The sequence below is a fragment of the Bradyrhizobium sediminis genome (assembly GCF_018736105.1).
In the GTDB taxonomy this organism is placed as follows: domain Bacteria; phylum Pseudomonadota; class Alphaproteobacteria; order Rhizobiales; family Xanthobacteraceae; genus Bradyrhizobium.
On sequence record NZ_CP076135.1, the window covers coordinates 3,292,294 to 3,304,813 of the forward strand.

The window sequence follows — 12,520 nt, forward strand, 5'->3', positions numbered from 1 at the left end:
CGGCACCGCGGCTACCGGGTTTGCCGTTGCTGCGCCTCTTCCCCTGCCGAATCGAGTGAACGAAGCGGCTAATTCCAGCCCCGAAAACGATCTTCACGCCACAACACAGGAGAGATGTCGCCTCGGCGATGGAATCACCTCGTGCAACATCGGTGATAGCTGGAACTGCCGCGCAGGTTCCCGATTCTGCCCATAATCGCAGCAACGGGTTCCATCCCACCGGTCACGAAATTGCAGAACTGCATATTTTTCGGGATCAAATGCGCTTCGTGGTTTTTCGCGCCGGCACTTTCGGATTTCGCCGGACAACGCCATCCGCGAAGGCCAAGGTGAAATCGCACACTGGGTTAGAAGAGACCGAAAGCCGCGTTGACCGAATCTGTGCCGCCGATTGGGACTCCGCACCGAGCTAGCGGCCGACGTCCCGGCTTTCAGTCTCGAGCGAACAAGAGGAGTGCCTCAATTGAGGTATCCCGGAGTCGTTAAACTGGCTGGAATCCGGCGGCCTGAAATTGGTCGCTTGCGGCTCGCCCCGGTGTCGGGCATATCCGCTTCAACGGAGCTGTGGCCGAGTGGCTGAAGGCGGCGGTTTGCTAAACCGTTATAGGGTTGTAAAGCCCTATCGAGGGTTCGAATCCCTCCGGCTCCGCCAGATAATCAAGGTGTCCAGCGCGGACACATAGGTGACGCCACATACCCAGGACAAGTTGCGCCCGGTCGCGGTTGCCCTGCTCGATCTGCCACAGACTTTGCTTGAGACTTTTCCAGAAGGTGTCGCGGACGCGGCGGGAAATTTCACGCGCGGCGCCAGCGCAGGCTTGCGCGAGAACGTGAATTGACTTGGATCAGCGTGGCCGCTTCCGTGCGGTGACGACATGCCGTCATCTTGAGGGAGCTTCCGATGCGCATCCTGGCCTTGGCGCTTTTGATCATCGGGACGGTTTCGGCAGCAGGGCAAGCCCGGGCCCAGACCTATGATCCGGCCTTTCCGGTTTGCATGCACGTGGTCGCCTGGGGAGGCGGCGCCTACGAGGATTGCACCTACTATACGCTGGCCCAATGCGCGATGTCGGCTGCCGGCCGCGGGGCCCAGTGCAACATCAATCCGTATTACGCGGGCGCCAACGCGTCGCCGCGACGAAACGACCGGCGGCATCGCCGCACCTATTGAGGCAATCGACGCCCGATGTCCGCTGCCCCCGGCAACGGACACTCATCACTAATGCGCGGTGATCCAGGCGCGGGCCTCGCGCTGCGCGATGGCGATCTCGACCTCGGACATCATTTCGGCGACCTCACGGCGCAGCTGGATGGCGTCGGTGCGGCCCTTCAGGGCGGCGAGGTTGAACCACTTATGCGCGGCGACGAGATTGACCACGCCGGAACGCCCGCTCGCCCAGTACAGGCCGCGTTCGAACAACACGTCGGGGATCGCGCTTGCTTCCACCGGCGTCGCCGTATCCAGATCGATGTGCCCCTGAAACATCCCTTATCTCCTTTTTGTTGTTGGCCGCCCTCCCCCGAGCGCGGCTCCCGTCCAGCTTGTTGAAACGCCTCGTCATCCCCAACGCCGTTTGCCGGCTTGTTGGGATGATCATGACCGATCAAATTTGAAGGGCAGTTTAAGCATCGCGATGAATCCGGCGTAAACGCTGCGCGGCGCCGTCAGCGGCGAAATCGCAGAAGTGCCTTATTCATGCGGGTTTCCGCGGCATCGCGAAAATCGGTTTACCCTGCCGTTTGGCGAAACGATAACCATTGGCGGGGGTCTCGTAGCGCGCAGCGCACTCGCCGGCGTCGCGCCGCGGCTTCGCGATCGATCGAGGCTGCTCTGCAATGCAGGATCGGCCGCGTTCGCTTTCGCAGCAGCTGGTCAGGTCAACAATGCCGGGGATCGGGAGAGTTCAAAGCGCCGCGCAGCTTCGGCAGCGGCTTAAGGGAACGAGGGCGTCGGCGAACACGTCAGGACCAAATCTCACTCCGGCTCAAGACCGCCGGTGAAATTGCGGACCATTGGATCCGCACCGAACGAAGAAAACTGGTTTCTTCTGCCGGATCGTTTTTCGAAAGAGCGAGCTCTCCTGAATGACGATCCAGCCGTTTGACCTGATGTCTCGCCGACACCCTCTTTCGTCGACAGAGCCGCCTGACTTGAAATCCGCTTCGAAGAAGCAAATCGTTCCGAAGGCTCTAGTGACGTGCCGGCATCAAGCCGCCGGCAATTTTCTCAAAGCGAGATTACTTCTTCTTCTTGGCGACCTTGCGGGTCTTCTTCGCAGTCTTCTTCACTGCGCTCTTCGCCTTCTTTGCCTTCTTAGCTTTCTTGGCCATGTTGCCCTCCTAATGTAGTGAGATGGCTTAATCGCTGCGTGCACTCGGGAATCGAAATGCACTACATCCCGAATACACCAACACACTCAAAAAAACAGCGTCCTGCTTAAGGAAGTGTTGACGCAGCGATCCGGGCGCGCACCGCGCGCGTCGATCGACAACACCGCAATGCATTCGCGCAACGATGCGAATAGTGCGCGAAAATGCGACGCCGACGATTGTCAATATCGCAAGATATGCCCGTACTGCAGGTGTTTTCGCGATTCACGCGCAGCGTCGTCGATGCGCGATCGATGTCATTGCGAGTCGACGAACACCGCTGAAAGCGGGTTGCGCGGACTCTGAGTCGCGAATTTTGGCAATAAAAAAATTTTCGTGCTCACCGGCTTCGCGTCTGATCGGCGCTCGCCAAAACCGGATTTTCGAGCGAATCGCCGGCGCTGATTCGCGAGGCGATTTCCTGCTTCACGATCGACGCACCGGCATTCATGGTGAATGAAGTGTGCACGCGCGCAGCATCGGCGCGACGGCGGCGATGCGGTCGCCGTCACTTCGCGCGGCGTTCAGATGCCGAGTTTGGATTTGAGCAGATCGTTGACGGCCTGCGGGTTGGCCTTGCCGCCGGACGACTTCATCACCTGGCCGACGAACCAGCCGACCAGCTGCGGCTTGGCTTTCGCCTGCTCCACCTTGTCGGGATTGGCGGCGATGATGTCGTCGACCACCCTCTCGATCGCGCCGAGATCGGTGACCTGCTTCATGCCGCGGGTCTCGACCAGCACGCGGGGATCGCCGCCTTCGGTCCAGACGATCTCGAACAGGTCCTTGGCGATCTTGCCGGAGATGGTGCCCTCGCCGATCAGTTCGACGATCGCCGCAAGCTGCGCGGCCGATACCGGCGAGCCGGTAATATCGCGGCCTTCCTTGTTGAGACGCCCGAACAGCTCGTTGATCACCCAGTTGGCGGCGAGCTTGCCGTCGCGCGACTTGTCGGCGAGGCCGGCCAGCACCGTTTCGTAGAAGTCCGCGCTTTCGCGCTCGGCCACCAGCACGCCGGCGTCATAGGGCGACAGCCCGAACTCGGCGATGAAGCGCGCCTTCTTCTGGTCCGGCAATTCCGGCAGGTTGGCCTTGAGTTCGGCGACAAAGGCTTCGCTGAACTCGAGCGGCAACAGATCCGGATCCGGGAAATAGCGGTAGTCGTGCGCCTCTTCCTTGGAACGCATCGAGCGGGTCTCGCCCTTGCCGGGATCGAACAGCCGGGTTTCCTGATCGATGGTGCCGCCGTCCTCGATGATGCCGATCTGGCGCCGAGCCTCGTATTCGATCGCCTGGCCGATGAAGGTGATCGAGTTCATGTTCTTGATCTCGCAGCGGGTGCCGAGCGGGCCGCCCGGCTTGCGCACGGAAACGTTGACGTCGGCGCGCAGCGACCCCTTCTCCATGTCGCCGTCGCAGGTACCGAGATAACGCAGGATCGAGCGCAGCTTGGTTACATAGGCCTTGGCCTGCTCGGCGTCGCGGATATCGGGCTTGGAGACGATTTCCATCAGCGCCACGCCGGACCGGTTGAGGTCGACATAGGACAGGCTCGGGCTGCGGTCGTGCAGCGACTTGCCGGCATCCTGTTCCAGGTGCAGCCGTTCGATGCCCACGGTGGCGGTCCTGCCGCCCTCGAGCTCCACGACAACCTCGCCCTCGCCCACGATCGGCGACTTGTACTGGCTGATCTGGTAGCCCTGCGGCAGGTCCGGATAGAAGTAGTTCTTGCGGTCGAACACCGAGCGCCGGTTGATCTGCGCGTTCAGCCCGAGCCCGGTGCGCACCGCCTGGCGCACGCATTCCTCGTTGATGACCGGCAGCATGCCCGGCATCGCCGCGTCGACCAGCGAGACATGGCTGTTCGGCTCGCCGCCGAACTCGGTCGAGGCGCCGGAAAACAGTTTCGAGTTCGAGGTGACCTGGGCGTGGATTTCGAGCCCGATTACCGTCTCCCAGTCGCCGGTGGCACCCTTGATCAGTTTCGCCGTCGTCGCACTCATGCTCTTGCACCTCCGAGCAGCGCGGAAGCCATCCGCTCCCATTCGGCATCGAGAGAATCCTTCGCCACCGGCCGGCCGGCCTGGCGGTACCAGTAGCCGGCATTGCCGAGGTCGCCCTCGACCCGGTGCAGATAGGCGTGGACCCAGGCTCCGTCGGCGGTCGGCTCGTGCTGCGCGATCCCGTGCGCCTGATCCCAATTGCCCTTCGCGGCCCACCACAGCGCGGCGAGCGGCGCATCGAGACCCGGCGCTGGTGCTGCGCCCGACAGGCTGGCTTTGAATTCGGCCATGGTCACCACCACCTCGCCGGCGTGAATCGTCCCGCCGCCTGCTCGATCACCTCGCCGAGCGAGAACAGGGTTTCTTCGTCGAACGGACGGCCGATCAGCTGCAGGCCGAGCGGCAGGCCCTGCGCGTCCTTGCCGGCGGGAACCGCGATCCCCGGCAGCCCCGCCATGTTCACCGTCACCGTGAAGATGTCGTTGAGGTACATCTCGACGGGATCGGCGCCCTTCTCGCCGACACCGAACGCCGCCGACGGCGTCGCCGGGGTCAGGATCGCGTTGACGCCCTTGGCGAAGCAATCCTCGAAATCCTTCTTGATCAGGGTGCGGACTTTCTGCGCGCGCAGATAATAGGCGTCGTAATAGCCGGCCGAGAGCACATAGGTGCCGATCATGACGCGGCGGCGGACCTCGGCGCCAAAGCCCTCGGCGCGGGTATTCTCATAGAGCTCGCCGATCGAGCGGCCGGGCACGCGCAGACCGTAACGGACGCCGTCGTAGCGCGCCAGATTCGACGAGGCCTCCGCCGGTGCGACGATATAATACGCCGGCAGCGCGTATTTGGTGTGCGGCAGCGACACCTCGACCAGTTCGGCGCCGGCCGCCTTCAGCCAGGCCGCGCCCTCGCTCCAGAGCTTTTCGATTTCCGCGGGCATGCCGTCGAGGCGGTACTCCTTGGGAATGCCGATCTTCATGCCCTTGACGGATTTTCCGAGCGCCGACTCGTAATCCGGCACAGCGCGATCAACCGACGTGGTGTCCTTGGGATCGTGACCAGCCATCGAGCGCATCAGGATCGCGGTGTCGCGCACGGTGCGCGCGATCGGCCCGGCCTGGTCGAGCGAGGAGGCGAACGCCACGATGCCCCAGCGCGAACAGCGCCCGTAGGTCGGCTTCATTCCGACGGTGCCGGTGAACGCCGCGGGCTGGCGGATCGAGCCGCCGGTATCGGTCGCGGTCGCGCCCATGCACAACAGCGCCGCCACCGCCGACGCCGAGCCGCCGGAGGAGCCGCCCGGAACCAGCGTGGTGTTGGCGCCGTCGCGCCGCCACGGATTGACGACGGGACCGAAGCAGGAGGTTTCGTTCGACGAGCCCATCGCGAACTCGTCATTGTTGAGCTTGCCGAGCATGACAGCACCGTCGCGCCATAGCTGCGAGGTCACGGTGGATTCGTAAGTCGGAACGAAATTGCCGAGGATCTTCGAGCACGCGGTGGTGCGCACGTCCCTGGTCGCGAACAGGTCCTTGATCCCGAGCGGAATGCCGGCAAGCGGACCGCCCTCGCCCCTGGCGATCCTGGCGTCGACCTCGCGCGCCATGGCGCGAGCACGATCCGGGGTTTCCATCACGAAGGCGTTGAGCGCGCGCGCGGCCTCGATCGCCCCGAGATGGGCGTCGGTCAGTTCGAGCGAGGTAAAGGATTTGTTCGCGAGACCCTCACGGGCCTCGGCGAGCGTCAGCGATGTCAGGTCAGTCATTTATCAACCGGGCTGCAGAAGAACGGAGACAGCGTCTTGTCGTTGGCCGGGTCGTCCAGCTTGCTGCGGGTCTTGTCCGAGGCTTCGAGCGCGTCGAGCACGGCGTCCATTGCCTTGTCGGGATCGGCGGCCTTGCCCTGCCGCTCCATCGCGTCGAGGTAGTTCATGTAGGCCTGATAGGCCTTTTCATCGTCGCAGAGGAGACACATCGGATTTCCCGTCTCACCAAGACTCTTTTGTTTGACGCGTTTTCTTGACGCGAACCGGTACCCACTTCGCCCGAAAACGCTATCTTACTCGACGACCTTCGGCACCAGAAAGAAATGGTCTTCGGTGGCCGGCGCGTTCCTGACGATATCGTCCGCGATCTCACCGTCATTGACCACGTCGGCGCGCTTCTTCATTTCCATCGGGGTCACCGAAGTCATCGGCTCGACGCCCTCGACGTTGACCTCCGACAGCTGCTCGACAAACGCCAGCATCGCATTCAGTTCGCCCTGCAGATGGGGAACCTCGGCCTCGGTGACCGCGATCCGCGCAAGATGCGCGATACGGCGGACGGTGGCGGCATCGACGGACATTATATAAGGCCTCTGGCGGCAAATTCAGCCCGCCGTATAGCAGAGGCACCTTTTGCGCCGCAACCGCGGCCGAGGCCTTCTCAGCCGGCCATCTGGCCCAGCCGCGCCAAAGCGGCGCCGGCCAGGGCCCGGGTCAGCTCGGAAGCCGGCATCTCGCGGCCCAGCCGCACCGCCTGCCCGGCCCAGAGATTGGTGAAATCGACCTTGCCGAGCTTTTCGGCAGCCGTTTTCAGGGGTCCGAGCGCGGTCGCGGAATGGGGGAACGCCGGGGCGTCGGGCGAAATCGGGCCAACCTCGCGCATCACCCGGTTGGCGACACCGCGCGCCGGACGCCCGGTCATGACGTTGGTGATCACGGTGGAATCGTCGCGCGCCTGCGCCAGCGCCGCACGCGCCGGGGCGATCACCCTGGATTCCGGACAGCGCAGATAGGCGCTGCCGATCTGCACGCCCGCAGCCCCCAGCGCGAACGCCGCCGCGATGCCGCGCCCGTCGGCGATGCCACCCGCCGCGATCACCGGCACCTTCACCGCATCGGCTACCTGCGGCACCAGCGCGAAGGTGCCGGGCTGCTCGGCAATATTGTCGGTCAGGAACATGCCGCGATGGCCGCCCGCCTCCGCGCCTTGCGCGATGATGACGTCGGCGCCGTTCTCCTCGAGCCAGATCGCCTCCCGCACGATGGTCGCCGACGACATCACGATGCAGCCGGCCGCCTTGACGCGCTTCAGCAGTTTGGGCTCCGGCAGGCCGAAATGAAAGCTGACCACTTCGGGCTTCAGCTCCTCGACCAGCGCGCACATCGCCTCATCGAACGGCGCGCGGTTGGCGGCGGTGACCGGCGCCGCCGGGTCGAGCCCGAGCTCTTTATAGTAAGACGACAGCCGCGCCTTCCATCCAGCCTCGCGCGCAGCGTCCGCTTCGACCGCCTTGTGGCAGAAGAAATTGAGATTGACCGGCGTCGCGATGCGCTGGCGCACGATGTTGACCTGCTCGCGGGCTTTTTCCGGCGATATCATCGCACAAGGCAGCGACGGCAACGCCCCTCCGGCGGCCGCGCCGATCATGATCTCGGCGTCCTGCACGCCTGCCATCGGCGCCTGCACGATCGGAAACTCGGTCTTGAAGAGGTCGATAAGTCGGCGGTCCGGCCACATGGGTATTGCTCGCTTGATTAGGCCCGCAGGGCCGTGGAAGAATTGCGCCGCCCCAGCATTATCTGCTCGGCCTCGGCGACGATACGCTCGACAATCTCGGCTGCCGGCGGGATGTCATGGATCAGCCCGACCGATTGTCCGGCAAATACGGCCGCGACATCGAAATCTCGTGCCGCCCTGGCTGCGGCGTATTCGGTGGCGACGGTGTTCATGCTCTGCAGCAGCTCGACTTCCCGGCCGGTCCATCGCCGGACATGATCGTTGATCAGGCTACGTCCGGTGAATGGCGCGGGCCAGACGATGCTCCGCGACAGGTCGAAGACAACTCCCCGGGCGGTGCTGCCGCCGGTGGCCGCGCAGATCAGCTTTTTCGCCTCTTCCGCGCCGTCCGCTTCGGCGCTCGCATAGAAGCGCGTGCCAAGCAGCACGCCGGATGCACCGAGCATCATCATCGCCGCCAGTCCGCGTCCGTCCGCGATGCCGCCCGCGGCGACCACGGGCACGCGGCCGGCCGCCAGATCGACGATCGCCGGCACGATGTCGATGGTGGTGCGGGTCGCACCGTGCCCGCCCGCTTCGGTGCCCTGGGCGATGAGAATGTCGGCGCCGGCATCCAGCGCCGTCAGCGCCATGGCCTCGCTTTGCACCTGGCAGATCAACAACGCGCCGGCCGACTTGATCTGCGGCGCAAAGGGTTTGGGATCGCCGAACGACAGCATGATTGCGCGTGGCCGGACGGCCAGCGCCACGTCGAGCAGTTCCGGCTGCTTCGCCAGACTCCAGGTGATGAAGCCGATGCCGAATGGCGCTTGCGCGCCTTCGAGCTTGCCGGTTTCCCGTTCGAGCCAAGCCCTGTCGCCGTAACCGCCGCCGAGAATCCCGAAGCCTCCGGCGCGGCTCACCGCTGCCGTCAGCCGCGCGCCGGCAATCGCATCCATCGGCGCCAGCAGAATCGGATGCCGGATGCCTAACAGGCCGGTCAGTGGCATATCGATCGGCATAACCATTCCCCTGGTTCTGGACAGCGACCATAGGCCCGGCTAACATTCTCGATAAATGATTTCTTGAGAATGCTGCCATCTCGAAAATGAAACGGAAGCGACGCCATGGAATTGTCCGACCTTGTGACTTTTTCGACTGTCGCGCGCCTCGGCGGCGTCACCCGCGCGGCCGACGAACTCAACACCGTGCAATCCAACGTCACCCAAAGGATAAAGGCGCTCGAGGCCGAAATCGGAACGGCGCTGTTCGAGCGGCATAGCCGCGGCATGACGCTGACCGGCGCCGGCCGCCGCCTGTTGCCCTACGCCCAGCGCCTGGCCGCGCTGTCGCGCGAAGCCGTATTGGCGGCGCGCGAGGACGGCGAACCCAAGGGACCGTTATCGATCGGCTCGATGGAGACCACCGCCGCCGTGCGCCTGCCGTCGCTGCTGGCGCAATTTCACCGCCGCTTTCCGGCGGTGCAACTGAGCCTGCGCACCGCGCCTACCGCCGACCTGGTCGCCGCCGTGCTCGACGGCTCGCTCGACGGCGCCTTCGTCGCCGGCCCGATCGACCATGCCGAACTCACCTCAGTGACCGCCTTCAAGGAAGAGCTGGTGCTGGTCAGCGCGCGGCGCTGGACCAGCCTTGCAAGCCTCCGCGCCGGCACGCCGGAATCCGGTCCGACCGCGCTGGTGTTCCGCACCGGCTGTAGCTACCGGCAGCGGCTCGAACAAGTGCTCGCCGGGTTTGGCTGGCCGTCGGCCGCCCGGTTCGAACTCGGCACGCTCGACGGCATGATCGGCTGCGTCGCCGCCGACATGGGCGTCACGTTGCTGCCGCGCGCCGTGGTCGAGCGCAGCGATCAGAGCGGCAACATCCGCATCCATCCGCTCGGCGCATCGCAGTCGCGGGTCGATACCCTCTTCATCCAGCGCCGCAGCGCGCATCGATACAGCGCGTTAGAAGGCTTCGCGTCCTGTCTGAAGAAAAACAATCAGGTCATTGCCGCCTGAAACTCCAGCGCCGCAGCGCGACCACGGCCCATACCGCCTCGACCAGCCCGAACGGCCAGGCGCCCTGCAGAAATCCGTAAATCGAGCCGAGCGCGCAGGCCGCCGCGAAGGCGAGGATGAACCAGTGGCTGCGATCCTCCAGCGCGTAGCACACCAGCATCGCGGTGACGGCGAACAGTCCGAACAGGCTCAGGGCGTCCATCTTCTGCCTCTATTTCTCCACAAAGCATTCTCGCGCGATCGCTGGAGAAGAATTGCGCTCATTTTTTTCAGAAGTTCTTTCTGGCTTTCCACGAAGCGGAAATTCTCCGTCACAATTCCGCAACGCAACGCGTGGCGGCGTCGCTTAAGTCGCGAATTGCGAGATGTGCCTCTCACCGATTCAAAAACATGGACGGGCCGCGCCACTACGTTAGTATGCAGCGCTAGCTACCAACAACCATAACGTCAACGCCTGGGAGGAACTTGCGATGCTGAAGGCATTTGTCTTGAGTTGTTCTGTCGCCGTGTTGGGTACCGTCGGAACGGCAAGCGCACAAGACTGGACCAAATCGAAATGGGGACCGAACGACGAGATCGGCGCCGCCAACTACATGACGCCGGAGCTCGTCCTGAAGGCGGCGTCGCTGGTCAAGACCGGCAAGACCTATGCGCTGGGCTTTCCCGTCGATTCCAAGATGCCGGCCTATCCGCCACGTGGCTTCAAGATCACCGTGGTGCAGCCCGGCCAGGCCGGCAGTCCCGGCCTCGGACCGAGCAAGACCACCTACAATGACGACATCATCGAAGGCTGGGTCGGCGTCGGCAGCCAGCTCGACGGTCTCGGCCATATCGGCGTCGAGCATGTCTATTACAACGGCAACAAGCTGCTCGAATTCGCCGACCCCACCGGCCTGAAAAAGCTCGGCGTTGAAAAAATCCCGCCGATGGTGACTCGCGGCGTACTGCTCGACATGGCGGCCCACTATGGTACCGACGTGGTCAAGGAGGGCACCGCCTTCAACGTCAAGGAAATCGAGGAAGCCGCCAAGAAACAGGGCGTCGAAATCCGTCAGGGCGACGTCGTGCTGTTTCACACCGGCTGGGCAAGCCTGATCGGCAATGACGACAAGCGCTTCAACTCCGGCGAACCCGGCCTCGGCGTCGAAGGCGCCAAGTACCTGACCAGCAAGGGCGTGGTCGCGATCGGCGCCGATACCTGGGCGCTCGAAGTGATCCCGTTCGAATCCAAGAACGTGTTCGAGGTGCACCAGATCCTGCTGCCGATGAACGGCACCTACATTCTCGAAGTCATCAACACCGCCGAACTCGCCAAGGACAAGGCCTATGAGTTCCTGTTCGTGCTCGGCCAGCCGCGCTTCAAGGGCGGCGTGCAGAGCATGATCAATCCGGTGGCGATCCGCTAACGACACATCGACGACGCGGCGTGGCGTTCCGCTCTTGGAGCGCCACGCAGCGATCTATCGTCGGAGCCGCCGCGAATCGAGGCGCCCCTGCGGTTGAGCCAAAAGGATGGTACTTTTGTCACGCAAGATGGGCCACTGATGTCCGCTACCATTCCCGACATAGCAACATCTCGATTGATCCTGCGCCCGCTGAATCTCCTTGACGTTCCGGCGATCCAGCAGCTCTTTCCGCGCTGGGACATCGTGCAGTACATGTCCAGCAACGTCCCATGGCCGTACCCAGCTGACGGCGCCATGACCTTTGTTCGCGATATTGCGATTCCCGCGATGCTCGGAGGCAAGGAATGGCATTGGTCGATCCGCCCCAAGGTCGGACACGAACAACTGATCGGGGTAATCAGTCTGATGGACCAGCCTGACGATAATCGCGGCTTTTGGCTCGACCGCGAGTGGCAAGGTCGGGGGTTGATGTCGGAAGCAAGCACAGCGGTCACCGATTACTGGTTCGAGACCCTTGAACGACCTATTCTTCGCGCGCCGAAGGCCGTGGCGAACGTGCCATCCCGCCGCATCTCCGAGCGCAGCGGAATGCGCATAATCAAGACCGAAGACCGGGATTACGTGTCGGGTCGCTTAGCTGCGGAAATCTGGGAGATAACGCGCGAGGAGTGGCGCAGGCGGTCCGCCCGATGAACCGGGGCTCCCATCGCGGTTTTGCGTGACCGGCAAGGCGCGTGCTAAGCGAACGCCATGCCCGCTCCCATTCTACCGCTGATCGACGCTGCCGCGCACTGGCCCGAGCGCGGCGCCCTCGTCGGCCTAGATCTCGGCACCAAGACCATCGGCGTCGCGGTGTCCGATCCCGACCGCAGGCTCGCGACCGGGGTCGAAACCATCCAGCGCAAGGCGTTCAAGGCCGACGCCGCGCGGCTGATCGCCATCGCGACCGAACGCAACGCCGCCGGCTTCGTGCTCGGCCTGCCCATCAACATGGACGCCAGCGAAGGTCCGCGTGCGCAATCGACCCGCGCCTTCGCCCGCAATTTTTCCAAACTGACCGATCTGCCGATTGCCTTGTGGGACGAACGGCTCTCCACCGCCGCGGTCGAGCGCGAATTGATCGGCATGGACATGAGCCGCGCCCGGCGCGCCGAGGTGATCGACGAACACGCAGCGATCTACATCCTGCAAGGCGCGCTGGACCGGCTGGCGAACTTGCGCGAAGCGCGCGAGGAGTAGCC

At 63.8% G+C, this 12,520-nt stretch carries 15 protein-coding genes and 1 tRNA gene; 7 read left to right on the forward strand and 9 right to left on the reverse strand.

Annotation, left to right across the window (positions count from 1 at the left end; translation table 11 throughout):
* Positions 1–558 precede the first annotated feature (558 nt).
* The 3 genes from KMZ68_RS15755 (at position 559) to KMZ68_RS15765 (ending at position 1,171) form a co-directional block, all read left to right on the forward strand.
* Positions 559–652: transfer RNA gene (locus KMZ68_RS15755), tRNA-Ser, on the forward strand.
* Positions 653–683: 31 nt separating this feature from the next.
* Positions 684–839, forward strand: a complete 156-nt coding sequence (locus KMZ68_RS15760) for a hypothetical protein (protein ID WP_215612170.1) — start codon at positions 684–686, stop codon at positions 837–839.
* A 62-nt stretch (positions 840–901) separates the two neighbouring features.
* Positions 902–1,171 (forward strand): DUF3551 domain-containing protein, encoded by a 270-nt coding sequence (locus KMZ68_RS15765; protein ID WP_215612171.1) that lies wholly within the window; start codon positions 902–904, stop codon positions 1,169–1,171.
* A 48-nt stretch (positions 1,172–1,219) separates the two neighbouring features.
* On the opposite strand, the gene KMZ68_RS15770 is transcribed toward KMZ68_RS15765, so the two are convergent.
* The 8 genes from KMZ68_RS15770 to KMZ68_RS15805 all read right to left on the reverse strand — a co-directional run bounded on the left by KMZ68_RS15770 (position 1,220) and on the right by KMZ68_RS15805 (position 8,877).
* The gene (locus tag KMZ68_RS15770) at positions 1,220–1,486 is read right to left on the reverse strand and encodes a hypothetical protein (RefSeq protein WP_215612172.1); all 267 of its coding nucleotides are present in this window, start codon (positions 1,484–1,486) and stop codon (positions 1,220–1,222) included.
* 1,408 nt (positions 1,487–2,894) lie between these two features.
* Positions 2,895–4,373 (reverse strand): Asp-tRNA(Asn)/Glu-tRNA(Gln) amidotransferase subunit GatB, encoded by a 1,479-nt coding sequence (gene gatB, locus KMZ68_RS15775; protein WP_215612173.1) that lies wholly within the window; start codon positions 4,371–4,373, stop codon positions 2,895–2,897.
* Positions 4,370–4,663 carry a hypothetical protein gene (locus KMZ68_RS15780; RefSeq protein ID WP_249779373.1) on the reverse strand — a complete coding sequence of 98 codons (294 nt, stop codon included), beginning with the start codon at positions 4,661–4,663 and terminating at the stop codon, positions 4,370–4,372. The genes gatB and KMZ68_RS15780 overlap by 4 nt, the downstream gene beginning before the upstream one ends.
* 2 nt (positions 4,664–4,665) lie before the next feature.
* Positions 4,666–6,138 carry an Asp-tRNA(Asn)/Glu-tRNA(Gln) amidotransferase subunit GatA gene (gene gatA, locus KMZ68_RS15785; protein ID WP_215612175.1) on the reverse strand — a complete coding sequence of 491 codons (1,473 nt, stop codon included), beginning with the start codon at positions 6,136–6,138 and terminating at the stop codon, positions 4,666–4,668.
* The gene (locus tag KMZ68_RS15790) at positions 6,135–6,347 is read right to left on the reverse strand and encodes a hypothetical protein (RefSeq protein WP_215606356.1); all 213 of its coding nucleotides are present in this window, start codon (positions 6,345–6,347) and stop codon (positions 6,135–6,137) included. Before KMZ68_RS15790 ends, gatA begins: the two co-directional genes overlap by 4 nt.
* 84 nt (positions 6,348–6,431) lie before the next feature.
* Positions 6,432–6,719 (reverse strand): Asp-tRNA(Asn)/Glu-tRNA(Gln) amidotransferase subunit GatC, encoded by a 288-nt coding sequence (gene gatC, locus KMZ68_RS15795; protein ID WP_215612176.1) that lies wholly within the window; start codon positions 6,717–6,719, stop codon positions 6,432–6,434.
* Between the two features lie 80 nt (positions 6,720–6,799).
* Positions 6,800–7,876, reverse strand: a complete 1,077-nt coding sequence (locus tag KMZ68_RS15800) for an NAD(P)H-dependent flavin oxidoreductase (protein ID WP_215612177.1) — start codon at positions 7,874–7,876, stop codon at positions 6,800–6,802.
* 17 nt (positions 7,877–7,893) lie between these two features.
* On the reverse strand, positions 7,894–8,877 hold the full coding sequence (locus KMZ68_RS15805; protein WP_215612178.1) for an NAD(P)H-dependent flavin oxidoreductase: 984 nt from the start codon (positions 8,875–8,877) through the stop codon (positions 7,894–7,896).
* Positions 8,878–8,982: 105 nt separating this feature from the next.
* Here KMZ68_RS15805 and KMZ68_RS15810 point away from each other — a divergent pair, with 105 nt between their 5' ends.
* Positions 8,983–9,873 carry a LysR family transcriptional regulator gene (locus tag KMZ68_RS15810; RefSeq protein WP_215612179.1) on the forward strand — a complete coding sequence of 297 codons (891 nt, stop codon included), beginning with the start codon at positions 8,983–8,985 and terminating at the stop codon, positions 9,871–9,873.
* Here the strand turns inward: KMZ68_RS15810 and KMZ68_RS15815 are convergent.
* On the reverse strand, positions 9,860–10,075 hold the full coding sequence (locus KMZ68_RS15815) for a hypothetical protein (protein WP_215612180.1): 216 nt from the start codon (positions 10,073–10,075) through the stop codon (positions 9,860–9,862). The two genes, KMZ68_RS15810 and KMZ68_RS15815, sit on opposite strands and share 14 nt — an antisense overlap.
* A 268-nt stretch (positions 10,076–10,343) precedes the next feature.
* Between KMZ68_RS15815 and KMZ68_RS15820 the strand changes: the two genes are divergently transcribed.
* The 3 genes from KMZ68_RS15820 (at position 10,344) to ruvX (ending at position 12,518) form a co-directional block, all read left to right on the forward strand.
* On the forward strand, positions 10,344–11,279 hold the full coding sequence (locus KMZ68_RS15820; RefSeq protein WP_215612181.1) for a cyclase family protein: 936 nt from the start codon (positions 10,344–10,346) through the stop codon (positions 11,277–11,279).
* A 138-nt stretch (positions 11,280–11,417) separates the two neighbouring features.
* Complete coding sequence (locus KMZ68_RS15825) at positions 11,418–11,972, forward strand: GNAT family N-acetyltransferase (RefSeq protein WP_215612182.1); 555 nt, start codon at positions 11,418–11,420, stop codon at positions 11,970–11,972.
* A gap of 57 nt (positions 11,973–12,029) precedes the next feature.
* Positions 12,030–12,518 carry a Holliday junction resolvase RuvX gene (gene ruvX, locus KMZ68_RS15830; protein WP_215612183.1) on the forward strand — a complete coding sequence of 163 codons (489 nt, stop codon included), beginning with the start codon at positions 12,030–12,032 and terminating at the stop codon, positions 12,516–12,518.
* The last annotated feature ends 2 nt before the right edge of the window (positions 12,519–12,520 follow it).